23 protein-coding genes are annotated in these 25,765 nt (G+C 71.3%); 15 read left to right on the forward strand and 8 right to left on the reverse strand.

Annotation, left to right across the window (positions count from 1 at the left end; translation table 11 throughout):
* The first annotated feature begins 167 nt into the window (after positions 1-167).
* Entirely contained in the window at positions 168-1,787 is a 1,620-nt protein-coding gene (locus tag QIY60_RS20875; protein ID WP_283143789.1) for a GMC oxidoreductase, read from the forward strand.
* Positions 1,788-1,802: 15 nt separating this feature from the next.
* Here QIY60_RS20875 and QIY60_RS20880 read toward each other — a convergent pair whose 3' ends face one another.
* Complete coding sequence (locus QIY60_RS20880) at positions 1,803-3,599, reverse strand: AMP-dependent synthetase/ligase (protein ID WP_283143790.1); 1,797 nt, start codon at positions 3,597-3,599, stop codon at positions 1,803-1,805.
* Positions 3,600-3,871: 272 nt separating this feature from the next.
* Here QIY60_RS20880 and QIY60_RS20885 point away from each other — a divergent pair, with 272 nt between their 5' ends.
* From QIY60_RS20885 to QIY60_RS20910, 6 genes are all read left to right on the forward strand, one after another.
* Entirely contained in the window at positions 3,872-4,633 is a 762-nt protein-coding gene (locus tag QIY60_RS20885) for a metallophosphoesterase (RefSeq protein WP_283143791.1), read from the forward strand.
* An 89-nt stretch (positions 4,634-4,722) separates the two neighbouring features.
* On the forward strand, positions 4,723-5,196 hold the full coding sequence (locus tag QIY60_RS20890; RefSeq protein WP_283143792.1) for an SRPBCC family protein: 474 nt from the start codon (positions 4,723-4,725) through the stop codon (positions 5,194-5,196).
* A gap of 1 nt (position 5,197) precedes the next feature.
* Complete coding sequence (locus QIY60_RS20895) at positions 5,198-6,379, forward strand: ArsA-related P-loop ATPase (RefSeq protein ID WP_283143793.1); 1,182 nt, start codon at positions 5,198-5,200, stop codon at positions 6,377-6,379.
* 82 nt (positions 6,380-6,461) lie between these two features.
* Positions 6,462-6,947 carry a DUF5304 family protein gene (locus QIY60_RS20900; RefSeq protein WP_283143794.1) on the forward strand — a complete coding sequence of 162 codons (486 nt, stop codon included), beginning with the start codon at positions 6,462-6,464 and terminating at the stop codon, positions 6,945-6,947.
* 66 nt (positions 6,948-7,013) lie between these two features.
* The gene (locus tag QIY60_RS20905; RefSeq protein WP_190088730.1) at positions 7,014-7,955 is read left to right on the forward strand and encodes an ROK family glucokinase; all 942 of its coding nucleotides are present in this window, start codon (positions 7,014-7,016) and stop codon (positions 7,953-7,955) included.
* 79 nt (positions 7,956-8,034) lie between these two features.
* Positions 8,035-8,781 (forward strand): endonuclease/exonuclease/phosphatase family protein, encoded by a 747-nt coding sequence (locus QIY60_RS20910; protein WP_283143795.1) that lies wholly within the window; start codon positions 8,035-8,037, stop codon positions 8,779-8,781.
* Positions 8,782-9,143: 362 nt separating this feature from the next.
* Here QIY60_RS20910 and QIY60_RS20915 read toward each other — a convergent pair whose 3' ends face one another.
* Entirely contained in the window at positions 9,144-9,713 is a 570-nt protein-coding gene (locus tag QIY60_RS20915; protein ID WP_283143796.1) for a hypothetical protein, read from the reverse strand.
* The gene (locus QIY60_RS20920; protein WP_283143797.1) at positions 9,706-10,485 is read right to left on the reverse strand and encodes an alpha/beta fold hydrolase; all 780 of its coding nucleotides are present in this window, start codon (positions 10,483-10,485) and stop codon (positions 9,706-9,708) included. The genes QIY60_RS20915 and QIY60_RS20920 overlap by 8 nt, the downstream gene beginning before the upstream one ends.
* Before the next feature lie 154 nt (positions 10,486-10,639).
* Here QIY60_RS20920 and QIY60_RS20925 point away from each other — a divergent pair, with 154 nt between their 5' ends.
* The 5 genes from QIY60_RS20925 to QIY60_RS20945 all read left to right on the forward strand — a co-directional run bounded on the left by QIY60_RS20925 (position 10,640) and on the right by QIY60_RS20945 (position 15,647).
* Positions 10,640-11,419, forward strand: a complete 780-nt coding sequence (locus QIY60_RS20925) for a 1-acyl-sn-glycerol-3-phosphate acyltransferase (protein ID WP_283143798.1) — start codon at positions 10,640-10,642, stop codon at positions 11,417-11,419.
* 25 nt (positions 11,420-11,444) lie between these two features.
* Complete coding sequence (locus tag QIY60_RS20930; RefSeq protein WP_283143799.1) at positions 11,445-12,653, forward strand: DUF5931 domain-containing protein; 1,209 nt, start codon at positions 11,445-11,447, stop codon at positions 12,651-12,653.
* Positions 12,650-13,321, forward strand: coding sequence for a response regulator transcription factor (locus QIY60_RS20935; RefSeq protein ID WP_266978776.1), 672 nt, complete (start codon positions 12,650-12,652; stop codon positions 13,319-13,321). Before QIY60_RS20930 ends, QIY60_RS20935 begins: the two co-directional genes overlap by 4 nt.
* Before the next feature lie 178 nt (positions 13,322-13,499).
* A complete protein-coding gene (locus QIY60_RS20940) occupies positions 13,500-14,528 on the forward strand; it encodes a 6-phosphofructokinase (RefSeq protein WP_283143800.1) in 1,029 nt (342 codons plus the stop codon).
* Between the two features lie 90 nt (positions 14,529-14,618).
* Positions 14,619-15,647: a 2-hydroxyacid dehydrogenase gene (locus tag QIY60_RS20945; RefSeq protein WP_283146020.1), complete on the forward strand. Its 1,029-nt coding sequence runs from the start codon at positions 14,619-14,621 to the stop codon at positions 15,645-15,647.
* Positions 15,648-16,073: 426 nt separating this feature from the next.
* On the opposite strand, the gene QIY60_RS20950 is transcribed toward QIY60_RS20945, so the two are convergent.
* Positions 16,074-17,960, reverse strand: a complete 1,887-nt coding sequence (locus QIY60_RS20950; protein ID WP_283143801.1) for an anthranilate synthase family protein — start codon at positions 17,958-17,960, stop codon at positions 16,074-16,076.
* A 259-nt stretch (positions 17,961-18,219) separates the two neighbouring features.
* Positions 18,220-21,039 (reverse strand): N-acetylmuramoyl-L-alanine amidase, encoded by a 2,820-nt coding sequence (locus QIY60_RS20955; protein WP_283143802.1) that lies wholly within the window; start codon positions 21,037-21,039, stop codon positions 18,220-18,222.
* A gap of 162 nt (positions 21,040-21,201) precedes the next feature.
* On the opposite strand from QIY60_RS20955, the gene QIY60_RS20960 reads away from it, so the two are divergent.
* Together QIY60_RS20960 and QIY60_RS20965 are read left to right on the forward strand one after the other, a co-directional pair.
* The gene (locus tag QIY60_RS20960; protein WP_283143803.1) at positions 21,202-22,533 is read left to right on the forward strand and encodes a 3-deoxy-7-phosphoheptulonate synthase class II; all 1,332 of its coding nucleotides are present in this window, start codon (positions 21,202-21,204) and stop codon (positions 22,531-22,533) included.
* Between the two features lie 146 nt (positions 22,534-22,679).
* A complete protein-coding gene (locus tag QIY60_RS20965; protein ID WP_067158222.1) occupies positions 22,680-22,928 on the forward strand; it encodes a (2Fe-2S)-binding protein in 249 nt (82 codons plus the stop codon).
* A 30-nt stretch (positions 22,929-22,958) separates the two neighbouring features.
* Here QIY60_RS20965 and bfr read toward each other — a convergent pair whose 3' ends face one another.
* Positions 22,959-23,438 carry a bacterioferritin gene (gene bfr / locus QIY60_RS20970; RefSeq protein WP_283143804.1) on the reverse strand — a complete coding sequence of 160 codons (480 nt, stop codon included), beginning with the start codon at positions 23,436-23,438 and terminating at the stop codon, positions 22,959-22,961.
* A 154-nt stretch (positions 23,439-23,592) separates the two neighbouring features.
* Here bfr and QIY60_RS20975 point away from each other — a divergent pair, with 154 nt between their 5' ends.
* The gene (locus QIY60_RS20975) at positions 23,593-24,225 is read left to right on the forward strand and encodes a sulfite oxidase-like oxidoreductase (protein WP_283143805.1); all 633 of its coding nucleotides are present in this window, start codon (positions 23,593-23,595) and stop codon (positions 24,223-24,225) included.
* A gap of 22 nt (positions 24,226-24,247) precedes the next feature.
* Here QIY60_RS20975 and QIY60_RS20980 read toward each other — a convergent pair whose 3' ends face one another.
* Both QIY60_RS20980 and QIY60_RS20985 read right to left on the reverse strand, forming a co-directional pair.
* Positions 24,248-24,826 (reverse strand): DUF4396 domain-containing protein, encoded by a 579-nt coding sequence (locus tag QIY60_RS20980; RefSeq protein WP_283143806.1) that lies wholly within the window; start codon positions 24,824-24,826, stop codon positions 24,248-24,250.
* An 83-nt stretch (positions 24,827-24,909) separates the two neighbouring features.
* Positions 24,910-25,761, reverse strand: coding sequence for a deoxyribonuclease IV (locus tag QIY60_RS20985; protein ID WP_283143807.1), 852 nt, complete (start codon positions 25,759-25,761; stop codon positions 24,910-24,912).
* Positions 25,762-25,765: the final 4 nt, after the last annotated feature.

Raw genomic sequence — 25,765 nt, forward strand, 5'->3', positions numbered from 1 at the left:
CCGCAGACGAACCCCGGGCCAAAAAGGGGCGCGGGGAACTGCGCGACCAGCCACATCCAACCCGCAGACGACCCCCGGGCCCACCACACTCCCACCCCTGACGGTCACTCAGATTTGAGACAACGTGAACCCTGGGCGGAAGGCCAAATTCCGCCCATGCTGCGCGCATGACACCAAATCTGACGCGCCGTCACCTCCTGGGGATCGGCGCCCTCCAGACGGCCGCACTACTGGGCCTCACCCGACTCACCCTCGACCCCGCCCGCGCCGCGCAGGGGCAAGCCGCCACCGACACCCCCGCCCTGGTCATCGGCTCCGGCTACGGCGCGGCCGTCGCCGCGCTCCGGCTCGGCCAGGCCGGAATCCGGACCCTCGTCCTGGAGATGGGCAGACTCTGGGACACCCCCGCCCAGGACGGCAAGGTCTTCTGCCCGACCTCCGCACCGGACCAGCGCTCCATGTGGTTCCGCACCCGCACCGAGGCACCTCTCGCCACGTTCCTCTGGCTCGATGTCGTCAACAAGGACATCAGCCCCTACCCCGGCGTCCTCGACCGGGTGAACTACGGCGACATGTCCGTGTACGTGGGCCGCGGCGTCGGCGGCGGCTCGCTCGTCAACGGCGGCATGGCCGTCACCCCGCGCCGCGCCTACTTCGCGGAGGTCCTGCCGCAGGTCGACGCCGCCGAGATGTACGCCACGTACTTCCCGCGCGCCAATGCCATGCTCGGGGTGAACACCGTCGACCCGGCCTGGTTCGAGTCCACCGAGTGGTACAAGTTCGCCCGCACCTCGCGCAAGGCCGCCCAGAACGCCGGGCTGAAGACCGTCTTCGTACCCAACGTCTACGACTTCGGGTACATGCGGCGCGAGGCGGCCGGCACCGCCACCAAGTCCGCGCTCGCGGGCGAGGTCATCTACGGCAACAACCACGGCAAGCGGTCCGTCGACAAGACCTACCTCGCCGCGGCCCTCGGCACCGGCAAGGTCACCATCGAGACCCTGCACCACGTCCGCGCGATCCGCAGCCGGCCCGACGGCGGCTACGTGGTCACCGCCGACCGCACCGATCCGACCGGCAAGGTCGTGGAGACCCGGGAGATCGGCTGCGGGAAGCTCTTCCTCGGCGCCGGCAGCCTCGGTACCACCGAACTGCTGCTGCGCGCCCGCGAGACCGGCGCCCTGCCCGCGCTCGACCCGGCCGTCGGTACCGGCTGGGGCACCAACGGCAACATCATGACCGCCCGCGCCAACCACATGTGGGACACGGTCGGCGCCAACGAGGCCACCATGCCCGCCCTGGGCATCGACGACTGGGACAACGCCGCCAATCCGGTCTTCGCCGAGATCGCCCCGCTGCCGATGGGCTTCGAGCACTGGGTGAGCCTGTACCTGGCGATCACCAAGAACCCGCAGCGCGGCACCTTCACGTACGACCCGGCGACCGACTCGGCCAGGCTCAACTGGACGAAGGCGCAGAACCAGCCCTCGGTCGACGCCACCAAGAGGCTCTTCGACCGGATCAACCTCAAGAACGCGACGATCTACCGGTACGACCTGTTCGGCAACGACACGCCGTTCGCGGACGACTTCTGCTACCACCCGCTCGGCGGCTGCCCGTTGGGGCGGGCGACCGACGGCTACGGGCGGGTGAAGGGGTATCCGGGCCTGTACGTCACCGATGGAGCCCTCGTGCCCGGCTCCATCGGCGTCAACCCGTTCGTCACGATCACGGCGCTCGCCGAGCGCAACCTCGAACGCGTCCTCGCGGAGGACTTCGCCGCGTAGGAACGGGCTCCGGGATCAGTGGGCGTAGATCGCCTCGATCTCGTCCGCGAAGTCCTTCGCCACGACGTTGCGCTTCAGCTTCAGCGACGGGGTGATGTGCCCCGCCTCCTCCGTCAACTGGGAGGTGAGAATGCGGAATTTCCGCACCGATTCCGCCTTGGAGACCGCGGCGTTGCCGTCGTCCACCGCCCGCTGCACCTCCGCGAGCAGCTCCGCGTCCTGGCGCAGCGAGGCCGCCGTCGAACCGGCCGGCTTGCCGTGGTCCGCGGCCCAGCGGGCCAGGAACTCCTCGTCGAGCGTGACCAGCGCGCCCACGAACGGCCGCCCGTCGCCGACCACCATGCACTCCGCGACCAGCGCGTGCGCGCGGATGCGGTCCTCGATCACCGCCGGGGCGACGTTCTTGCCGCCCGCCGTGACGATGATCTCCTTCTTGCGGCCGGTGATCGCGAGGTAGCCGTCCTCGTCGAGGGTGCCGATGTCACCGGTGTGGAACCAGCCGTCGGCCAGCGCCTCGGCGCTCGCCGCCTCGTTGTTCCAGTACCCCGTGAACAGGTGCTCGCCGTGCAGCAGCACCTCGCCGTCGTCCGCGATGCGCACCACGGAACCCGGCAGCGGCTGCCCGACCGTACCGATCTTCTGCCGGTCCCACGGGTTGAACGCGGTCGCCGCGCAGGACTCGGTGAGGCCGTACCCCTCCAGGACCGTGAAGCCGATGCCCCGGTAGAAGTGGCCGAGCCGCTCGCCCAGCGGAGCGCCGCCGGAGATCGCGTACTCGCCCTTGCCGCCGAGCACCGCGCGCAGCTTGCTGAAGACGAGCTTGTCGAAGATCTTGTGCTTGATCCTGAGGCCGAGGGAGGGGCCCTGCGGCGTGCCGAGCGCGCGGCTGTAGGCGATCGCGGTGTGCGCGGCCTTGTCGAAGATCGCGCCCTTGCCGTCGGCCTGCGCCTTGGCCCGGGCCGCGTTGTAGACCTTCTCGAAGACGCGCGGCACACCGAGGATCAGCGTCGGCCGGAACGAGGCCAGCTCGTCGGTGAGGTTCTTGATGTCCGGTACGCAGCCGAGCTTGATCGGCGCCATCACGGACGCCACCTCGACGAGCCGCCCGAAGACGTGGGCGGCGGGCAGGAAGAGCAGGACCGAGCACTCGCCGGTGCGGAAGAGCGGTTTGAGGCGCTCCACCACGTTGCCGCACTCCGCGAAGAAGGCGCGGTGGGTGAGCACACAGCCCTTGGGGCGGCCGGTGGTGCCGGAGGTGTAGACGATGGTCGCCGGGTCGTCCGCGTGCGCCGAGGACATCCGCTGGTCGAGCAGCTCGTCGGAGACGTCCGCGCCGGTCGCCGTGAGCTGCGCCACCGCGTCGGCGTCCAGCTGCCAGATGCCCTTGAGGGCGGGCAGCGCGGACTGCACGGAGGTGACGGAGGCCTGGTGCGCCTCGGACTCGACGACGCACAGGGTCGCGCCGGAGTCGCCGAGGATCCACTGGATCTGCTCGGGCGAGCTGGTCTCGTACACGGGGACGGTGACCGCGCCCGCGCTCCAGATGGCGAAGTCGAAGAGCACCCACTCGTAGCGGGTGCGGGAGAGCAGGGCCACCCGGTCGCCCGGCTCGACGCCGGCGGCGATGAGGCCCTTGGCCACGCCGCGGACCTCGGCGAGGAACTGGGTGGCGGAAACGTCGGTCCAGCGTCCCGCGACCTTGCGGCCCATGACCGCGACATCGGGATGCTGAGCGGCATTGCGGCGGATCAGATCCGTCAGGTTGCCGTCCGTGGGGACCTCGTACAGGGCCGGAAGGCTGAACTCGCGCAAGACTGCTGCTCCTCATCGGGCGCCGGTGCCACGGCTCTGTGTGACGCACCGGCTTGGTCCAAGATCGGGCAGGTGCCCGGAGCAACTTGTTGGGGATCCGCTCCGAGCACAACTGGACTGCCCGGACGTTACCCACCGGTAGTGGGTTCCCGATAGGGGGTCCTGGCCAGATGTTCGCTGCGTCACACGGTTTTCGCGCCGCATCGCGCACAGTAGTCCACACCTTTCGCGACTCGGAAGTAACCGCAGGTCCGGCGGCCTAGGGTGGCTCCATGCGAGTACATGTGGTCAGCGATGTGCACGGGAACACCGAGGGTCTGGCGAAGGCGGGCGACGGCGCGGACGCCCTCGTCTGCCTGGGTGACCTCGTCCTTTTCCTCGACTACGCGGACCACTCGCGGGGGATCTTCCCCGACCTCTTCGGCGTCGAGAACGCCGACCGGATCGTCGCCCTGCGCACCGCCCGCCGCTTCGAGGAGGCCCGTGAGCTGGGCCGCTCCCTGTGGGCCGGACTCGACCGGGAGGCCGCCATCGAGTCGGCGGTCCGCCGTCAGTACGCCGAGATGTTCGCCGCCTTCCCCACCCCGACGTACGCGACTTACGGCAATGTCGACATACCGGCCCTGTGGCCGCAGTACGCCGGCCCCGGCACCACCGTCCTGGACGGCGAGCGGATCGAGATCGGCGGGCGCGTCTTCGGCTTCGTGGGCGGCGGGCTGCGCACCCCGATGCGCACGCCCTATGAAATCTCCGACGAGGAGTACGCGGCGAAGGTCGAGGCGCTCGGCGAGGTCGACGTGCTCTGCTCGCACATCCCGCCGGACGTCCCCGAGCTCTGCTACGACACGGTGCCCCGCCGCTTCGAACGCGGCTCGCGCGCCCTGCTCGAAGCGATCCGCAGGACGAAGCCCCGGTACGCCCTGTTCGGCCACGTCCACCAGCCGCTCGCCCGCCGGGTCCGGGTCGGCCGCACCGAGTGCGTGAACGTCGGCCACTTCGCCGCCACCTCCCGGCCCTTCGCCCTGGAGTGGTGACCCGGGCTCCGGACAGAGGCCCCGGCAGCACGCGATAGCCTGCACTTCTGTCACCCCACACCGGCCCGCGCACTGGAGGAGCCACGACGATGGCGGAACACACCAGCTCGTCTATCACCATCGAGGCGGCACCGGCCGAGGTGATGGGGGTGATCGCCGACTTCGCCCGGTACCCGGAGTGGACCGGCGAGGTGAAGGAGGCCGAGGTGCTGTCCAAGGACGCCGAGGGCCGGGCCGAGCAGGTCCGCCTGGTGCTCGACGCGGGCGCCATCAAGGACGACCACACCCTCAAGTACACCTGGGACGGCCCCCACAAGGTGAGCTGGAGCCTGGTCAAGTCCCAGATGCTGCGCGCCCTCGACGGCTCGTACGCCCTCGCCGCCGCCCCCGGCGGCCACACCGAGGTCACCTACCAGCTGACCGTCGACGTCAAGATCCCCATGCTCGGCATGATCAAGCGCAAGGCCGAGAAGGTCATCATCGACCGCGCGCTCGCGGGTCTGAAGAAGCGCGTCGAGAGCGGCGCGGCGGCCGGCTCCGCCGACGGGGCCGAGAAGGCCTGACGTGCGTACGGTCCTCGTCACCGGTCCCGGCGGCGCGGGCCGCACCACCGTCGCCGCCGCGACCGCGCTCGCGGCCGCCCGGCGCGGGGAGCGCGCCCTGCTGCTGAGCGCCGACCGTGACGAGCCGCTCGCCCGGCTGCTCGGCGACGAGGAGGTGGCGCGCCTCGACGTCGTACGCGTCGACTCCGGCGCCCACTTCCGCACCGAACTGCTCGCCCTCCAGGACCGGGCCGGGACCGTCCTGGAGCTCCTGGGCGCCGGCCGCCTCGACGGCGAGGAGCTGACCGAGCTGCCCGGCGCCGAGCAGCTGGCCCTGCTCAAGGCCCTGCGCGAGGCGGCGGCCGGCGACCACGACCTGGTCGTCGTCGACATGCCGCCGGTCCACCAGAGCGTCGCCGCCCTCGCCCTGCCCGGGCAGCTGCGCCGCTATCTGCGCCGGCTGCTGCCGCCCGAGCGGCAGGCCGCCCGCTCGCTGCGCCCGGTCCTCGCCCAGCTGGCCGGGGTCCCGATGCCCGCGCAGTGGCTGTACGAGACGGCCGCCCGCTGGGACGCGGAACTGGCCGCCGTCGAGGCCGTGGTGGAGGACCCGTCGACGACCGTACGGCTGGTCGCCGAGCCCACCCCGGCCGCCGCGGCCGCCCTGCGCACCGCCCGCCTCGGCCTCGCCCTGCACGGGGCGGTGCCCGACGCGGTGATCGCCAACCGCGTGCTGCCCACCGGCTCGGCGGACCCCTTCCTCGCCGCCCTCTCCGGGCAGCAGCAGTGCGTGCTCAAGGAGCTGGCCGAGGAGTTCGCCGCCGTACCGCTGCACGAGGTCCCGCACCTGGGCCGCGACCCGCGGGGCACCGAGGAGCTGGACGAGCTGATCGACGGGCCGACCGGCGAGGTCGGACTGTGGTCCGAGGACGGCGCCTCCGTACGCCCGGAGCCCTGGCACGTCGAGGACCGGCTGGTCGACGACGGCGTCCTGGTGTGGCATCTGCCGCTGCCCGGGGCCACCCGCGACCAGCTCGGGCTGGTGCGGCGCGGCGACGAACTCCTGCTCACCGTCGGCCCGTTCCGCAAGATCGCCACGCTGCCCTCCGCGCTGCGCCGCTGCACGGTCTCCGGCGCCGGGCTCACCGGCGGCGTCCTGCGGATCCGGTTCACCCCGGACCCGGACCTGTGGCCCCGGACGCCCTGAACGCCGTACCCCCATTCGGGTAACGTCGAGAGAACAGACCCTTCTCTTCAGTAGCCCCTCTCTTCAGTAGCTGGAGTCCGCCATGAGCGAAGCCACCGAGCGTCCCGCCCCCGACGCGGATGCCTGGGCCGACGCGTGCGCCGAGGACCTCGCCGCGGAGAAGGCGCGCCGCCGCGCCGCCTACGGGCCGCCGCCCGGCTCGGCCGCCGAAGAGCTGCGCAAGCTGGTCGACGCCGTCGCCGACAAGGTCGCCTCCCTCCAGTCCTCGCTGCCCGGCATGGCCGCGCAGAGCGCCGTACAGCAGCTGATCGGCCAGGCGAAGGCCGTGGTCGAGCCGGTCATCGAGCGCAACCCGCAGGTCTTCGACCACCTCGCGGCGGCGGGCGGAGAGCTGCTCGCGGCCTACCGCTCGGCGGTGGAGGGGCATGAGCGCCGCTGGGCGTCCGGTGCCTCCGACACGGCTCCGGGCGGGTCCTCGGGCGGGTCCTCGGGAGGTCCTTCGGGCGGGCCGAAGAAGGGCGACGGCGGGGCGGGCGCGGGGCCGACCGAGCACATCGACCTGGACTGACTGACGGGTGCCCGCCCTCGGGTACGGTTGGCCTTAGCGGGGCTCGACCGAAAACTGAGGGACTTAATGGGACTCACCATCGGCGTCGACATCGGCGGCACCAAGATCGCGGCGGGAGTGGTCGACGAGGAGGGCCACATCCTCGAGACGCACACCGTGCCCACGCCGCCGACCGCTGACGCCATCGTGGACGCGATCTGCGCCGCGGTCGAAGGGGCCGGCAAGGGGCACGAGATCGAGGCCGTCGGCATCGGCGCCGCCGGATACGTCGACGACAAGCGCGCCACCGTGCTCTTCGCACCCAACATCCACTGGCGCCACGAGCCGCTGAAGGACAAGGTCGAGCAGCGGGTCGGGCTGCCGGTCGTCGTCGAGAACGACGCCAACGCGGCGGCCTGGGGCGAGTACAAGTTCGGCGCGGGCCAGGGCCACGAGGACGTCATCTGCATCACGCTCGGTACGGGCCTGGGCGGTGGCATCATCATCGGCAACAAGCTTCGGCGCGGCCGCTTCGGCGTGGCCGCCGAGTTCGGCCACATCCGCGTGGTGCCCGACGGGCTGCTGTGCGGCTGCGGCAGCCAGGGCTGCTGGGAGCAGTACGCCTCGGGGCGCGCGCTCGTGCGGTACGCCCGCCAGCGCGCCAACGCGACCCCCGAGAACGCCGAGATCCTGCTCGCCCTCGGCGACGGCACGATCGAGGGCATCGAGGGCAAGCACATCAGCGCGGCCGCCCGCCAGGGCGACCCGGTCGCGGTGGACTCCTTCCGCGAGCTGGCCCGCTGGGCGGGCGCGGGCCTGGCCGACCTGGCCTCGCTCTTCGACCCCTCGGCGTTCATCGTCGGCGGCGGCGTCTCGGACGAGGGCGAGCTGGTCCTGGACCCGATCCGCAAGTCGTTCCGGCGCTGGCTGATCGGCGGCCAGTGGCGGCCGCACGCGCAGGTGCTGGCGGCGCAGCTCGGGAACAAGGCGGGTCTGGTGGGCGCGGCGGACCTGGCGCGCCAGGGCTGAACGCCGTCCTCTGTACGGTGGTTGAGCGCCCGCCGCGTCCCCTCACGGACGCGGCGGGCGCTGCTCTATGTTGTGCCCCATGGCGCTCACCGATCTGCCCGCGTCCCGTACGGAGGACGGCTCGGCCGTGATCCGTGTCCTCAGCTACAACATCCGCTCGATGCGCGACGACAACGCGGCGCTGGCCCGGGTGATCCGCGCCTGCGACCCGGACCTGGTGCTGATCCAGGAGGCCCCGCGCTTCTTCCGCTGGCGCAAGGCCGCCGCGCGGCTCGCGGCGGCGTGCGACCTCGTGGTCCTGAGCGGCGGCGCGACGGCGGCGGGGCCGCTGCTGCTGTGCTCGCTGCGGGCGACGGTGGAGCGCACGGAGGACGTCCTGCTGCCGCTCACGCCCGGGCTGCACCGGCGCGGTTTCGCGTCGGCGGTGGTACGGGTCGGGGGTGCGCGCCTGGGTGTCCTGAGCTGCCATCTCAGCCTCCAGGCGGACGAGCGCGAGGCGCAGGCGGGGCTGCTGCTCGACCACCTGGCGGCGCTGTCGGTGCCGCACGCGGTCGCGGGCGGCGACCTCAACGACCGCCCGGACGGCCGCGCGTTCCGCCGCGTGGCGGCGGGGCTCCAGGACTGCTGGGCGGTCCGTCCCTGGGGCACGGAGCACACGTCGACGCCGGCCGACCCGCATCAGCGCATCGATGCGATTTTCGCGACGGAGGGGGTGGAGGTGCTGGGGTGCGGGGTCCCGACGGGGTTGCCGGGGGTGACGGAGGCGGACCTCCGTGCGGCGACGGACCATTTGCCGGTACTGGCGGCGTTGCGGGTCCCGGTATAGCCCCACCCCGCCCCTTCCCTAAACCCTCCGGGGGTGGAGGCGGTTCCCCCGGGGCTACGCCCCCGGACCCCGTTCGTCTGCGGGCCGTATGTGGCTGGTCGCGCAGTTCCCCGCGCCCCTTAGGGAGCTCCGCTCCTCAAGGGGCTGGAGGGGCCAGAGGGGCCGTGCCCCTTTAGGGGCGCGGGGCTGTGACATTTGCGGCTCCGCCGCGTGGGCGCGACCAGCCCAAGACGGCCCGCAGACGAACATCCGTCCGCGTCGGGGCTGCCCGAGCTGAACGTCCACGGTCACTTAAGGGGCGCGGGGAACTGCGCGAGCAACCCCCACCGGCCCGCAGACGAACCCCGGGCCAAAAGGGGGCGTCAGACCACCGCGCCCCGGCCGGGGTCGTCCCCGTCCTCGTCGTCCTGGTTCATCCGGGCCACCAACGTGGCGAAGCCACCGATGAACCCGCCGACCCCCAGCGTCGTCAGCCACCACGTGAACTCCCACTGGAGCACCGCCGCCAGCAGCATCAGCAGCGGCCCGCCGATCACCGCCAGCCACGCGAACTTCGCCGTGACGTCGGTCTCCGGCAGCGGCGGCGGCTCCGGCGGGACGAAGTGGCCCTCGTCCACGTCGTCCAGGTCGGAGTCCGACGGCTCAGCCACGCTGAAGTCGCGCGGCCCGCCCACGCCGCCCACGCCGCCCACGCCGGGCGCGAAGACCACCGAGCTGCCCAGCGGCTTGGGCTCGGGCGGCTCAGGGGCCGCAGGCGCCTCCGGCGGCGCGTCGTTGCGGTCGCCCTCCAGGAGCGCCAGGTCCTCCACCGATTTGAACGGCTTGGCCCCGGGCGGGTCGGACGGCTCCTCGCCGTACCCCGCCACGATCGCCGCCCACGCGGCGTCCTCGTCGATCGGCTGCGGCTCGCGGTCCGCGTCGTGCTCAGCCACCGGTCGTGCTCCCCTTCTTCCCGACACTCGGAGCGAGGCGGCCGATGAACGCGTAACTCTCCTCGAAGATCCGCTCCGCATCGTGGTCCAACGTCGCCACGTGGTAGCTCTGTTCCAGGAGGATCTCGGTGACGTCCGTGGACGAGACCCGGCTCAGGATCCGCGCCGAGTCGACCGGCGGCACCACGTGGTCCTGCGGGCTGTGCAGCAGCAGCATCGGCTGGGTGACCTGCGGCAGCTCGCGGTCGACCTGCTGGAAGAAGCGGCGCAGCGAGTGCGCCGCGTGCAGCGGCACCCTGTCGTACCCCACCTCCGCCGCGCCCTCCTTGGCGATGTCGCTGGCGATCCCCTTGGTGGAGCGCACGAAGTGCCGCACGACCGGCAGCGCGTGCGCCGCCAGGCCGTGCACCTTGTTGCCCGGGTTGACGACCACGACGCCGCTGACCGCGTCCCCGTGCCCGGCCGCCAGCCGCAGCGCCAGCGCGCCGCCCATGGAGAGCCCGAAGACGAAGACCTGGGTGCAGCGCTGAAGGAGCTCGCGCAGCGCCCGGTCCACTTCCGCGTACCAGTCCTGCCAGCCGGTGAGCTGCATGTCCTGCCAGCGCGTGCCGTGTCCGGGCAGCAGCGGCAGCTCGACCGTCAGGCCGCGCTCGGCCAGGAAGTCGGCCCACGGGCGCAGCGACTGCGGGGAACCGGTGAAGCCGTGGCAGAGGAGGACGCCGACCTCTCCGCCCTCGTGGCGGAACGGCTCGGCTCCAGGGAGGACGGGCACCGGGATCTCCTGTTCATGAGCAGGGGCGGGGGAGTCGTACTTCACGGTACGCGACCGGACTGACACCGACCAGAGCCGTCACCGGCCCGCGCGCGGGAGGGCGGGTCCCACACGGGTTAAGGTCTGTTCGACAGACATAGGGAAGGCATCCGAGTTGATCTACGGCGCTATGAAGTTCTCCATCGGCGGGTCGCTGAAGCTTGCCTTCAGGCCCTGGGTGGAGGGCCTCGAAAACATTCCCGCCGAGGGGCCGGCGATCCTCGCCAGCAACCACCTCTCCTTCTCGGACTCGTTCTTCCTGCCGGCGGTCCTGGACCGCAAGGTGACGTTCATCGCCAAGGCGGAGTACTTCACCTCGCCCGGTGTGAAGGGCAAGCTCACCGCAGCCTTCTTCAAGGGCGTCGGCCAGCTCCCGGTGGACCGCTCGGGCGCGCGCGGCGCGGGCGAGGCGGCCATCAAGAGCGGCATCGAGGTCCTGGAGCGCGGCGAGCTGTTCGGGATCTACCCGGAGGGCACCCGCTCGCCCGACGGCCGCCTCTACCGGGGCAAGCCCGGCGGCCTCGCGCGCGTGGCGCTCGCCACCGGCGCGCCGGTGATCCCGGTCGCGATGATCGACACCGAGAAGATCCAGCCGCCGGGGAAGGTCATGCCCAAGCTGATGCGCCCCGGCATCCGCATCGGCAAGCCGCTCGACTTCAGCCGCTACCACGGCATGGAGGGCGACCGCTTCATCCTGCGCTCGGTGACCGACGAGGTCATGTACGAGATCATGAAGCTCTCAGGCCAGGAGTACGTGGACATCTACGCGACCGCGGCCAAGCGCCAGATCGCGGACGAGGCCAAGCGCAAGGCCGACGAGGAGAAGGCGGCCGAGAGGGCCGAGAAGGCCCGGGAGGCCGAGCAGGCCAAGCACGCGGAACGGCCCGGCGACTAGCAGCGTCCGGCCGGGGGTGGGGAGCATGGCGAAGCGCGAGCGCGTCATCAGGATGTCCGTCGAGCTGCCGCTGTGGCGCGCGCTCACCGCGTACCGCGTACTCACGATGGTCTACGCGGTGCTGGTCTTCGTGTCGGAGTACCGCGAGTTCGAGCGCCCCTGGGTGGGTGTCGTCTTCCTTTCGGTGCTCGCGGTGTGGACGCTGGCGACGCTGCCCCGGGTGGCGAACGCGGCGAGCTGCACCAAGCGGTTCCTCGGCGTCGACCTGGCGATCGCGCTCACCGGCATCCTGCTCACCCCGCTCGCGGACGCCGACGCGCAGTCGGTGAACAGCCCGACCCTGCCGACCATATGGACGGCGGGCTCGGTGCTCGCGTTCGCGATCAAGGGCGGCTGGCGCTGGGCCGCCTTCGCCTCCTCGCTGGTCGCCGCCGCCAACCTGGTCGAGCGCGGCACCCCCACCCGGGACACGCTCCACAACGTGCTGCTCGTCTGGGTCGCCTCCATCGCCATCGGTTACGTGGTGGAGGTCGCCCGCGCGAGCGAGGCGACCCTCGCCCGCGCCCTGGAGATCGAGGCGGCGACCCGCGAGCGGGAGCGGCTGGCCCGGGACATCCACGACAGCGTCCTCCAGGTCCTCGCCATGGTGCAGCGGCGCGGCACCGCGCTCGGCGGCGAGGCGGCCGAGCTCGGCCGGATGGCCGGGGAGCAGGAGGTCGCCCTGCGGACCCTGGTCTCCAGCGGCCTGGTGCCCACCACGCGCGCGTCCGAGGACCCGGCGCTTGGCGCGCTGGTCCGTACGGTCGAGGACACGGAAGGCGAGACCGACGGGGCCGAGGTGGATCTGCGCGCCCTGCTCGCCCCGCACGCCGGCTCCCGGGTCTCGCTCGCGGAACCGGGCGCTCCGGTGCTGCTCGCACCCCCGGCGGCACGCGAGCTCGCGGCCGCTGTCAGTGCCGCGTTGGACAATGTCCGCAGACACGCGGGGGAGAGCGCCCAGGCCTGGATCCTGGTCGAGGACTGGGGGGACGAAGTGATCGTGACGGTACGGGACGACGGTCCCGGCATCCCGGAGGGCCGGCTCGCGCAGGCCGAGGGGGAGGGGCGCCTGGGCGTCGCCCTCTCGATCCGCGGCCGGCTGCGGGACCTGGGCGGCACCGCCGAGCTGATCTCGGTGCCGGGCCAGGGGACGGAAGTAGAGCTGAAGGTTCCACGGGGGAAGGCGAAGGCATGAGTGAGCAGCAGACGGTGAAGGTCATGGTGGTCGACGACCACCCGATGTGGCGCGACGCGGTGGCGCGCGACCTGGCGGCCGCCGGGTTCGACGTGGTGGCCACGGCCGGGGACGGCCCGCAGGCGGTCCGCCGCGCCCAGGCGGTCACGCCCGACGTGCTGGTCCTTGACCTCAATCTGCCCGGCATGCCGGGCGTCCAGGTCTGCAAGGAGCTGGTCGGCGCCAACCCGGCGCTCAGGGTCCTGGTCCTGTCCGCCTCCGGCGAGCACGCGGACGTCCTGGAGGCGGTGAAGTCCGGCGCGACCGGCTATCTGCTGAAGTCGGCGAGCACCGAGGAGCTCACCGACGCGGTGCGCCGCACGGCGGCCGGCGACCCGGTGTTCACCCCGGGCCTGGCCGGTCTCGTCCTCGGCGAGTACCGCCGCCTGGCCTCGGACCCGGCGCCCGCCGCCGCCGACGAGCCGAAGGCCCCGCAGCTCACCGACCGCGAGACGGAGGTGCTGCGCCTGGTGGCGAAGGGCCTGTCGTACAAGCAGATCGCCGAACGCCTGGTCATCTCCCACCGCACGGTCCAGAACCACGTCCAGAACACCCTGGGCAAGCTCCAGCTCCACAACCGCGTGGAGCTGGTGAGGTACGCGATAGAGCAGGGCCTCGACGACGTGTGAGCCCGCCCGCGCATGGACGTGCTGCGCTCGTACGAGTGAATGACCACCCGTCAACAACCCCTTGAATTCAAGGAATTGACCTTTCGCCCCATCCCGGGGTGACCTGCGTCACCCTTAGCGTGACTCGTGGAGGCCTTCGAGGGCTTCCATGTGTCCGTCACGGCGAAGGGACAATTCCATGCGGGTCGGAGTACTGACCGGAGGCGGTGACTGCCCCGGGCTCAACGCCGTCATCCGGGGCGTCGTCCGCAAGGGCGTGCAGGAGTACGGCTTTGACTTCACCGGGTTCAAGGACGGCTGGCGCGGCCCGCTGGAGGGCGACACCGTCAAGCTGGACATCCCCGCCGTGCGCGGCATCCTGCCGCGCGGCGGCACCATCCTCGGCTCCTCGCGCACCAACCCGCTCAAGGCCGAGGACGGGGTGCGCCGCATCAAGGAGAACCTCGCCAAGCACGAGATCGACGCGATGATCGCGATCGGCGGCGAGGACACCCTGGGGGTCGCGGCCCGGCTCAGCGACGAGTACGGCGTGAAGTGCGTCGGCGTACCGAAGACCATCGACAACGACCTCTCCGCCACGGACTACACCTTCGGCTTCGACACGGCGGTCGGCATCGCGACGGAGGCCATCGACCGCCTCCACACCACGGCCGAGTCGCACATGCGGGTCCTGGTGGTCGAGGTGATGGGCCGCCACGCGGGCTGGATCGCGCTCCACTCGGGCCTGGCGGGCGGCGCCAACGTCATCCTCATCCCCGAGCAGCGCTTCGACGTCGACCAGGTCTGCGGCTGGATCACCTCCCGCTTCAAGGCGTCGTACGCGCCGATCGTGGTGGTCGCCGAGGGCGCGATGCCGAAGGACGGCGACATGGTCCTGAAGGACCAGAAGCTCGACTCCTTCGGCCATGTGCGGCTCTCGGGCGTAGGGGAGTGGCTGGCCAAGGAGATCGAGAAGCGCACGGGCAAGGAGGCCAGGACGACGGTCCTGGGCCACGTCCAGCGCGGCGGCACCCCCAGCGCCTTCGACCGCTGGCTGGCGACGCGCTTCGGGCTGCACGCGATCGAGGCGGTACGGGACGGCGACTTCGGCAAGATGGTGGCGCTGCGGGGCACGGACATCGTCCGGGTGCCGATCGCGGAGGCGACGGCGCGGCTGAAGACGGTGGATCCGGCGCTGTATGCGGAGGTGGGGGTGTTCTTCGGCTGAGGGGCGCCGCCGGGCGGGCTGCGGGGAGGGGCCGTATATTCACCGTATTCAGCCCCTGTTGATCACATATCCACCCATTAGGTGAGCCCTGTGGACATCCTGGCGTTCGGTGTGCAGGCCGATGAGCGACCTCTGATCGAGAAGGCCTTCGAGGGCAAGCACGACGTCCGGTGCCTGGACGTGTTCCTGAACGAGGACACGGCGCCCATCGCGGCGGGGTACGAGGCCATCTCGACCAGCGTGAACGCGGACCTGAGCCGTTCGGTGCTGCAGACGCTGGCGGTGGGCGGGACCCAGCTGATCGCCCAGCGCTCGACGGGCTTCAACAACATCGACCTGGACGTGGCGGAGCGGCTCGGCCTCACGGTGGCGAGGGTGTCGTACTACTCGCCGTACTCGGTGGCCGAGTTCGCCTGGACCCTGGCGATGGCGGTCAACCGCCGGATCGTCCGGGCCTCCAACCGCACCCGCGACTTCGACTTCCGCCTCGACGGGCTGATGGGGCGGGATCTGCGCGGGCGTACGGTCGGGGTGCTCGGCACCGGCAAGATCGGCGAGGCGTTCACCCGGATCGCCCATGGCTTCGGCATGAACCTGCTCGGCTGGGACGTGGCGGAGAATCCGGCGTGCGTGGAGCTCGGGATGACGTACGTCGAGAAGGACGAGCTCCTCGCGGACGCGGACGTGGTGAGCCTGCACGTGCCGCTGCTGCCGTCCACGCACCATGTGATCGACCGCGGGGCGCTGAGGCGGATGAAGGACGACGCGATCCTGGTGAACTCCAGCCGTGGGGGGCTGGTGGACACGGAGGCGCTCGTGGGCGAGCTGCGGGCGGGGCGGCTGGCCGGGGTGGGCCTCGACGTCTACGAGGCGGAGGCCGGCCTCTTCTTCCTGGACAAGTCCCTCGAGGTCGTTTCGGACGACACGCTGGCGCGGCTGGTGACGTTCCCCAACGTGGTGGTGACGTCGCATCAGGCGTACTACACGGAGGAGGCGGTGGGGCAGATCGTGGCGGCGACGGTGGAGAACGTGGCGGCGTATGCGGCGGGGCGGCGAACGGAGAACGTGCTGGTGCCACGCGTTGCCCGGGCGAGCTCCCCCACCCCGCCCCTTCCCTGAACCCTCCGGGGGTGGGTGGGGGGAAGGGCGGTCTGCCGGGGGCTACGCCCCCGGACCCCCGTTCGTCTGCGGGCCGTCCTTGGCTGGTCGCGCAGTTCCCCGCGCCCCTTGGAGAGCTCCGCTCATCAAACACCGGAGGGGCTGGACGTGCCGTGCCCCTTTAGGGGCGCGGGGCTGTGACATTTGCGGCTCCGCCGCGTGGGCGCGACCAGCGCCCGTAAGGGGCGCGGGGAACTGCGCGACCAGCCACCGACGGCCTGTAGACGAACGGGATCCGGGGCGAAGCCTCCGGTAACCCACCCACCCCCACGCCGGGGTCCGGGGCGGAGCCCCCAAAGCGGGGTGCAGGGGCCGCAGGCCCCGCCCGCGGGTCCGGGGGCGTAGCCCCGGGATAACCACCTCAGCCCACCCGCACCCCCGGAGGGTTCAGGGAAGGGGCGGGGTGGGGGTCATCGCGCTCAAGCCCGACAGCAGGTCACCCACCACCTCCGGCCCCCGCAACGTCAGCACCGACTCCGGGTGGAACTGGACCCCCGCGAACCCAGGACCCCGCACCGCGTGCACCTCCCCCGTAGCCGGATCGCGACTGACCTCCACGCCCCGCGCCGCCAACACCCCCGCCGCCTCCTCCCCGCACCGCGCCGTAAAGCTGTTGTAGAACCCGACCCGCTCCGAGCGGCCGAACAGGTCGATCCGGAGCTGCGCCCCCTGGTGCGGCACCCGCTTGCGTACGATCGGCAGACCCAGCTCCGTCGCGATCAGCTCGTGCCCCAGGCACACACCGAGCAGCCCGTGCCGATGGGAGCGCAGCAGTTCCGCCGCCAAGGGGCGCAGCACACGCATCTTCGCGTCGGACCCGTCCGAGGGGTCCCCGGGGCCGGGGCCCAGGATCACCGGGCCGCGGTGGCCGAGCGCGCGCTCCCGCAGCCCCGCCGCGTCGAACCGCACCACCGACACCCCCAGCCCCGACGACCGCAGCAGATGCGCCAGCATCGCCGTGAAGGTGTCCTCGGCGTCCACCACCAGCGCCTCGCCCGACGGCGCCACCGCCCGCTCCCGCATCCGCAGCCAGAACGGCGCCAGGTCCGCCCGCCGCGCGTCCAGGGCCGCCCGCACCCGGGGGTCGTCACCCAGGACGAGGGAGGGGCGCGGGGCGGCCGGGCGGCCCGGGCGCGCGCCCAGCGCCGCAAGGACCCCCGCCGCCTTCGCGTGCGTCTCCGCCACCTCGCCCGCCGGGTCCGAGTGGCGCACCAGCGTCGCCCCGACCGGCACCCGCACCCGCCCGTCCGGCGCGATGTCGGCCGTACGGATCAGGATGGGCGAGTCGAGCGTCTGGACGCCGTTCGCGTCGCGGCCCAGCAGGGCGAGCGCGCCCGCGTAGTAGCCGCGCCCGCCCACCTCGTACCGCTCGATCACCCGGCACGCGTTCTGCACCGGCGACCCCGTCACCGTCGCCGCGAACATCGTCTCGCGCAGCACCTCGCGCGCGTCCAGCGAGCTCCGCCCGCGCAACTCGTACTCGGTGTGCGCCAGATGGGCCATCTCCTTCAGCCGGGGGCCGACCACCACCCCGCCCCGGTCGCCCACCGTGCACATCATCTTCAGCTCCTCGTCGACGACCATGGAGAGCTCGTCGATCTCCTTCTCGTCGGAGAGGAAGGAGAGCAGGTCCTCGGCCGTCGGACCGGTCGCCGGATAGCGGTAGGTCCCGCTGATCGGGTTCATCACCACCGTCCCGCCCGACATCCGCACGTGCACCTCGGGGCTCGCCCCCACCAGCGTCCGCTCGCCGGTGTGGACGACGAACGTCCAGTACGCCCCCCGCTCGCCCGCCAGCAGCCGGCGGAAGAGTGCAAGTGCGTCCGCTCGCCCGAAGCCCGGGATCTCACCCGTGTAGGTGCGCCGGATCACGAAGTTGGCGCCCTCGCCCTGCCCGATCTCGTCCTCGATCACCCGCCGGACGATCCGCGCGTACTCCTCGTCCCCGACGTCGAAGCCCCCGCCCTCGACCCGCACCTCGTGCCGGGGCAGCGCCTCCAGGACCTCGTCCAGCGGCAGTTCGTACGTCTCGTCGGCCTCCAGGACCGCCAGCGGAGTGCCGTCGTCCCGTACGTCGAAGCCGCGCTCGCGGATCTGCCGGAACGGGACCAGGGCGAGCGAGGGCCGGTCCCCGCACGGGATGTCGGCGAGCCGCTCCACTTCCCGTACGCCGCCGATCAGCAGCTCGACCACGTCGTGGTCGCGGCCGGGCGTACGGCGGCGGATCAGGGCGAAGGGCGGGCAGTCGTCGTCGAGGAGTCTTTCCAGCAGCATGGAGCGTTCCTTCCGGGAGGTACGGGGAGAGGAACGGCCGCGGGAAACAGAAAAGGCCGCCCCTCGGGCGGCCTTCGCGTGGTCTGGAGTACGCGCGATCAGTGGGCCGCCGGATGAGCGGTCCACCACCAGTTCTGGTTCGAGTGCGCGAACATGCCCCGCACCCTAGCCGAAGAAGCGCCGGATGCGCGAAGGGCCCGCCCCATCCGGTGGATGGAGCGGGCCCTTGTCGTATCGATTCTGCTCAGATCGGAAGGCCTCAGACCAGCAGGTTGAACATCTGCCAGCCGCCGCCCACCTGGACGCGCGCGGCGAACGGCGCGCCGGTCGTGCTGCCCGTGCCCTTGTAGTACCAGAGCACGCCCGACCCGTCCCGGGCCACCAGGTCCGGGATGCCGTCGGCGTTCAGGTCGCTCGGGCCGAGCAGGCTGTTGTAGCCCTGCCAGCCGCCGCCGATCTGGACCCGGGGGGCGTACGGGGCGGTCGGCGTGCCGGTGCCCTTGTAGAACCACAGCACGCCGGAGCCGTCCCGGGCGACCAGGTCGGCCTTGCCGTCGCGGTTGAGGTCGCCGGTGGAGACCATGGCGTTGTAGCCCTGCCAGCCGCCGCCGATCTTCACCCGCGCGGCGAACGGCGCCGCCGGGGTGCCGGTGCCCTGGTAGTACCAGAGCACGCCGGAGCCGTCGCGGGCGATCAGATCGGCCTTGCCGTCACCGTTCAGGTCACGGGCGCCGGTCATGAAGTTGTACGTCTGCCAGCCGCCGCCGACCTTGAGGCGGCTCTTGAACGGCGCGTTCGGGTTGCCGCTGCCCTGGTAGTACCAGAGCGTGCCGGTGCCGTCGCGGGCCACCATGTCGCCGGTGCCGTCCGCGCGCAGCGCGGTCATCGCGGAGACGGCGTTGTAGCCCTGCCACCCGCCGCCGATCTTGTACCGCCCGTAGAACGGCGCCGAGGCGCTGCCGGTGCCCTGGTACTGCCACAGCACGCCGGAGGAGTCCCGGCCGAGCATGTTGTAGCGGGTGCTGCCGGCGTCGGGCGCGGTGCTGGTGGCCTGGTCGACGTCGGTCGCCTTCACCCACGCGATGCGGTGGTTGTACCGGATCGGGTAGAAGGAGTTCGTCTTGCCCTGGACCAGGGTGCGGTCACCGGTGCCGGTGCCCGCGAACGTACCGGCGAACCAGTAGTCGCCCAGCTGCGCCGGGCCCGCCTGGGTGTAGGCCTGACCGGCCGGGATCGCGTACTTGGTCAGCGAGGCGGAGTTGTTGGCCTGCACCGGGACGTTGGTCCCCGTGTACGCCGAGTCCTCCGGGTAGGCGCGCCCGTACACCGGGATGGACGCGGCGCCCGCCTTGGGCTTCAGGACCGGCTGGCCGGTCTTGCCGACGGGTGCGGTGAAGGTGCCGCCGGGGTTGTAGAACCAGGCCTTCTGGCCGCCGTACCAGATGGCGGTCCAGTTGGTCTGCGCCTCGGCGACGACGTACTCGCCGCCCGCGACGACCTTGTTGCCCCAGTTCGGGCCCTCGGACGCGGTCTGGGTGCCGAGGTACGGGTCGCCGAGCGGCGTACCGCCGGTCGACGGCGAGGTGTACAGGTAGCCGAAGTTCGCGGGGCGGCTGTACGTGTTGCCGCCGTACGTGACGGTGGGCTGGTTGGCCGTGGTGAACGGCGGGACCACCCGGACCAGCTGACCCGCCTTGAGCGGGCCGCCCGCGCCCTGGTCGCCGCTGGGCGCGCCGATCAGGGTCATGTAGTGGTTCCAGTCCCAGTACGGGCCCGGGTCCCAGTGCTGGGTCCTCACATTGCCGTCGAGAACGCCCGGCACCTCGTCGTGGCCGATGATGTGCTCACGGTCGAGGGGGATGGAGAACCGGTTCGCCAGGTACTTCACCAGCGCGGCCGAGGACTCGTACTGAGGCTCGGTGTACCACGTGGCGTTGTCCTTGATGGCATAGCCCTCGTGCTCGATGCCGATCGAGTGCATGTTCATCGTCTTGTTGGCCGCGTGCCAGGCCTCGTCCTTGGTCGCCACCAGCTGGGTGACCAGGCCGTCGGAGGCGCGGACCATGTAGTGCGCGCTGGCGTAGGACGTGGAGTCCTGGAACGTCTTCAGCGACCCGTCGTAGCCGCCCTCGGTGTCGTGGATGACGAGGTAGCGGATGTCCTCGCCGTTCGAGGGGCGGTTCGACTCGTTGTAGTTGCCGAAGTCGTCCGGCGTCGAGCTGTTCTGCTTGTACGCCGCCGCACGGAAGTCGCAGTTCAGCCCCGTCGGGCACTCCGGCGTCTGCGTCGTCGCGTTGAAGGCCGCCAGCGACATCGTCTCCGGCTTGACCGGCTTCACCGACGGGTCGGCCGGCAGGGCGAGCTGCTGGCCGTCCGCCGTGACGCGGCTCTCGCCCGTCCGGATCGACTCGTACACCCGCTTCGCGAACAGCGACGCGCCCTTGGTGTCCGGCGCCTGGCTGTAGCGGGCGACGGCCGCGTACCACTTGCCCGCGTCCTCGGGCAGCGAGCCCGTCGCGTCCTTCTGGTACTTCGCCAGCAGCGCCGCACCCGCGCGGATCGACTGGTTCTCGTCCTGGCGGACCGCGTCGACCGGCTTGTCGATCAGCTTGGCGGCCTCGTCCAGCGTGTGCAGCCGGGGGTCGCTCGTGTCGACGGCCTTCGGCGCCCGCTTCAGGGCGCGCTTGGCGTCGAAGTGCTTCATGACCGCGGGGTCGCCGCTCATGTTGAGGTGCGACAGGCGCTCCGCGTCCGTCGGCTGCTCGACGTCGTCCGCCGTCACCCGGGTCAGGCCCATGACGTTGTACGCGCCGGTCGTGGACGGCTGCCCGTCGTGGCTCTCCCACAGCGTCTGGCGGTACGAGACCGCCATCAGCACGCTCTGCGGCACGTGGAACTCGCGCGCGGCCTCGGCGAACCGGGCCTGGAGCGCCGTGCTCGGTGCGGTCGGCTTGCCGTTCGCGGTCGCGGGGCCCGGTGAGGCCACCGCGAGCGTACCGACCGCCGCGGTCGCGACGACCGCCGCGCCCACCCCGTAAGCGATCAGCTTCTTCTTGCGGTCTCTGCGGTGTCTCCGCATCAACGCCCACCCCTGCATCGCTCTGTTGACTTCTGTAGCACTTCCGAAACGGGCAGAGGCTAGCAGGCGACCGTTCAAGATCGGTCAGCGGGCGGTCATCCGCGTGTCTCATAAGGTGGGCACGCGCGTGGACCGCTTGGCGGACCCCGTAAGGTTGTGGAGGTGACCGTGAACGTAAACACCTGGCGTGACCTTCCCGCGGCGCAGCAGCCCGAGTACCCCGATGCCGAGGCTCTGCGCGATGTGATCGCGGACCTCGAGTCGTATCCGCCGCTCGTCTTCGCGGGCGAGTGCGACCAGCTGCGCGCCCGGATGGGGGCCGTCGCCAAGGGCGAGGCGTTCCTGCTCCAGGGCGGCGACTGCGCCGAGGCGTTCGACGCCGTGTCGGCAGATCACATCCGGGCCAAGCTCAAGACCCTGCTCCAGATGAGCGCCGTGCTGACGTACGCCGCGTCCGTGCCGGTCGTCAAGGTCGGCCGGATCGCCGGGCAGTACTCGAAGCCGCGCTCCAAGGGCACCGAGACCCGCGACGGCGTGACCCTGCCGACCTACCGCGGCGACTCGGTCAACGGCTTCGACTTCACCGAGGCCGCCCGCGTCCCGGACCCCGAGCGCCTGAAGCGGATGTACAACGCGTCCGCCTCCACGCTCAACCTGGTCCGCGCCTTCACCACCGGCGGCTACGCCGATCTGCGCCAGGTGCACGCCTGGAACCAGGACTTCGTCAAGACGTCCCCGTCCGGGCAGCGCTACGAGCAGCTGGCCCGCGAGATCGACAACGCGCTGAACTTCATGAAGGCGTGCGGCACCGACCCGGCCGAGTTCAAGGCCGTCGAGTTCTACGCCTCGCACGAGGCGCTGCTCCTCGACTACGAGTCGGCGCTGACCCGGGTCGACTCGCGCACCGGCAAGCTCTACGACACCTCCGGCCACATGGTCTGGGTCGGCGAGCGCACCCGCCAGCTCGACCACGCGCACATCGAGTTCGCCTCCCGGATCAGCAACCCGATCGGGATCAAGCTCGGCCCCACGACCTCGGTCGACGAGGCGCTCACCTACGTGGACCGGCTCGACCCGGACCGCGAGCCGGGCCGGCTGACCTTCATCGTCCGCATGGGCGCCGACAAGGTCCGCGACAAGCTGCCCGAGCTGGTCGAGAAGGTCACCGCGTCCGGCGCGGTCGTCGCCTGGGTCACCGACCCGATGCACGGCAACACCTTCGAGGCGGCCTCCGGCCACAAGACGCGCCGCTTCGACGACGTGCTCGACGAGGTCAAGGGCTTCTTCGAGGTCCACAAGGGCCTGGGCACCCACCCGGGCGGCATCCACGTCGAGCTCACCGGTGACGACGTCACCGAGTGCGTGGGCGGCGGCGACGAGATCTTCGTCGACGATCTGCACCAGCGCTACGAGACGGCCTGCGACCCCCGCCTCAACCGCAGCCAGTCCCTGGACCTGGCCTTCCTGGTCGCCGAGATGTACCGGGACCAGTGAGTAGCTTCCTACGAGACGTGGGGCGCGGATCTGTGATCCGCGCCCCACGGGCGTATCCGGGGCTTTTCGTCCACCCCGACTTTGGGTACGGTTAGGTAAGCCTCACCGAATAGGGGATGGCTGGCCAGACCGTTCCTGTCAGGGAGGTGAACCGCGTGTACGTCTGCTCTTGCTTCGGCATCACCGACAAGCAGGTCGAGCAGCACGCGGCCGCCGGCGCCTGCACCCCCCGCCAGATCGCCTCCGCCACCAAGGCGGGCACCGACTGCGGCTCGTGCGTGCGCACCATCCAGGGCCTGCTCGGACGCGGCGCCTGCCCCCGCCGGGAACTGCTCGAAAAGGGCGAGGTCAGCGCCGTGCTCGCGACCGACCAGGAGCTGGCGGAAGCGGCCTAGGCCGGAAAGGCCCTGGCTCTCGGACCGGTCCTAACCTTCCGGCTGCTCGATGAGCTGCGCGATGTAGAGCGCCTCGCCGAGCTTCTCGACCAGCTCCAGCTGGGTGTCGAGGTAGTCGATGTGGTGCTCCTCGTCGGCCAGGATCGACTCGAAGATGTTCGCCGAGGTGATGTCGCCCTTGGCCCGCATGACCTCGATGCCGCGCTTGAGGCGGTCGATCGCCTCGACCTCCACCTGCCGGTCCGCCTGGAACATCTCGGTGACCGTCTGCCCGATCCGGACGTGGAAGAGCCGCTGGTAGTTCGGCAGCCCGTCCAGGAACAGGATCCGGTCGGTCAGCACCTCCGCGTGCTTCATCTCGTCGAACGACTCGTGACGCGTGTACTTGGCGAGCTTCGTCCAGCCGAAGTTCTCCTGCATCTTCGCGTGCAGGAAGTACTGGTTGATCGCGGTCAGCTCGGCGGTCAGCTGCTCGTTCAGGAACTCGATGACCTCGGGGTCGCCCTGCATCGCAGAGGCTCCTTCCACACGGGTGAGGGGCAGATTCGCGCGCATCCTCGCACCGCGTGCGGGGAGCGTCCAGTAAGTGCACGCTTAGTAGGAGTTGCCCGAATCAGGGCGCTGCTGGTCATGACCACCCCTCGCCGTCTGTCACCATGGAGTCATGGGTCAGCCGGAACGCCCGGAGCAACGGGAAGCAGTGCAGTCGGAGCTTCCCCCGGGGCAGCGGCTCCAGCGCGGCTGGCCGGTCACCCACTACGGCCCGGTTCCCAGGTTCAAGCCCGAGCGGTGGGAGTTCCGCGTGTTCGGCGCGACCGCCGACGGCGACAAGCACTGCTGGAACCACGAGGAGTTCACGGCCCTGCCCTTCGCCACCGTCGTCGCGGATCTTCACTGTGTCACGAAGTTCTCGATGCTGGGGGCCGAATGGGGCGGAGTCCTCGCGCGTACGGTCGCCGAACTCGCGCCGCCCGCCCCGGACGCCACGCACGTGATGGTCTGGGCCGAATACGGCTTCAGCTCCAACCTGCGCCTGGAGGACTTCCTCTCCGACCGCACGGTCTTCGCCACCCACAAGGGCGGTGAGCTCCTCACCGCCGAGCACGGCTTCCCGGTACGGCTCGTCGTCCCGCACCTGTACGCCTGGAAGGGCCCGAAGTGGGTCCGCGGCATCGAGTACATGACGGCGGACCGGCGGGGCTTCTGGGAGGAGCGGGGCTACCACAACATCGGTGACCCCTGGCGCGAGCAGCGCTACTCGTACCAGGAAGAGCCCGGGGACGGCCCCGAGCTCTGATTCCTGGCGCCCTTCGCGGGTGTCAGTGGTGGTACTGGTGGACCACCGCGTGGCCCTTGCCGCGCCCGATCATCCACTTGTTGACCGGTGTGGTGATCACGAAGGCGAGCGCGAGCGAGGCCGCCAGCGAGCCCCAGAACAGCGCCTGCGCGAGCGTCGCGTCCATGGCGGCCGGCCAGAGCGCGATGACCCCGTTGTCGATCAGCTCCATGACGGCGATGGAGAGGGTGTCCGCGGCGAGCGCGACCTTGAAGGCGGTACGGAAGTCCACCCCGGCCCGCAGGATGCCGCGCAGGGTGAGCGAGTAGCCGAAGAAGAAGGCCAGGACGATGGCCAGCACCATCGTCGGCATGTTGCCCCAGCCGAGCGCGGTGCCCACGACCATCCCGAGGATCTCGCCGATGGCGCACCCGGTGAGGCAGTGCAGGGTGGCCTGGGCGGCCATGGACCAGCTGACCTTGCCGCCGCCGTGCGCGTGGGCGTCGCCGTGGTGCGCGTGTCCGCCGGTGTGCCCTTCGTGGCCCTCGTGTCCGCCGTGCCCCTCGTGTCCGCCGTGCTCGTGGTGCTCGTGCTCGGTGTGCGTGTGCGCCTCGTGCTGCATGGCTGTGCCCCCAACGCCGGATGACCGTTCCTGTCGATGACAAGAACGGTATACCCCCCAGGGGTATTCCTCAAGGGTGAAGATCAGAGCCGCAGGGACTTCAGCAGCGCGACGTCCGCCGCCTGCCCCTCCTTCCCGCCGGGCGTCTCGATGATCAGCGGTACGCCCTCGGTCGCCGGGTGCGCGAGCAGCTCGCGGAACGGCTCCGCGCCTATGTGACCCGCGCCGATGTTCACGTGCCGGTCCAGGTGCGAGTCCACGCCCTCCTTGGAGTCGTTGGCGTGGATCAGCTTCAGCCGCCCCTCGCCGACGGTCTCCACCAGCAGGTCCAGGGTCTGCGCCGCCCCGCCGGGCCCGGCCAGGTCGTGCCCGGCCGCGTGGATGTGGCAGGTGTCCAGGCAGACGCCGAGCTTGGGGTGGGCGTCCAGCGCCTCGAAGTACGGGCCGAAGTCCCAGGTCCGCGAGCACAGCGAGGACCCCTGCCCGGCCGTCGACTCAAGCAGCAGGAACGGGTCGTCGTCGTGCGTCAGCTCGTCGAGCAGGGGCAGCAGCCGCTCCCGTACCTGCGCCAGCGCCTCGGCGCGCGGCCTGCCGCCGGTCGCGGAGCCGGTGTGCACGACCACGCCGAGCGCGCCGATCTCCCGGCCCCGGCGCAGCGAGTGCCGCATCGACTCCACCGACTTCTCGGCGGTCGCCTCGGTGTGCGAGCCGAAGTTGATCAGATACGGGGCGTGGACGTACGCGGAGATGCCCTCGGCGGCGCACTCGGCCCGGAACTTCTCGTCCTGGGCCGGGTTGCCGGTGGGGGTGGCCCAGCCGCGCGGGTTGGCGACGAAGACCTGGACGGTCTCGGCGCCGAGTTCGCGCGCGTAGGCGAGGCCGGTCGTGGCGAGGCCGCCGGCCACGGGGACGTGACCGCCGATGGGGTTGCGCATGGGG

Source organism: Streptomyces sp. BPTC-684 (assembly GCF_030028635.1).
Lineage (GTDB): Bacteria > Actinomycetota > Actinomycetes > Streptomycetales > Streptomycetaceae > Streptomyces > Streptomyces noboritoensis.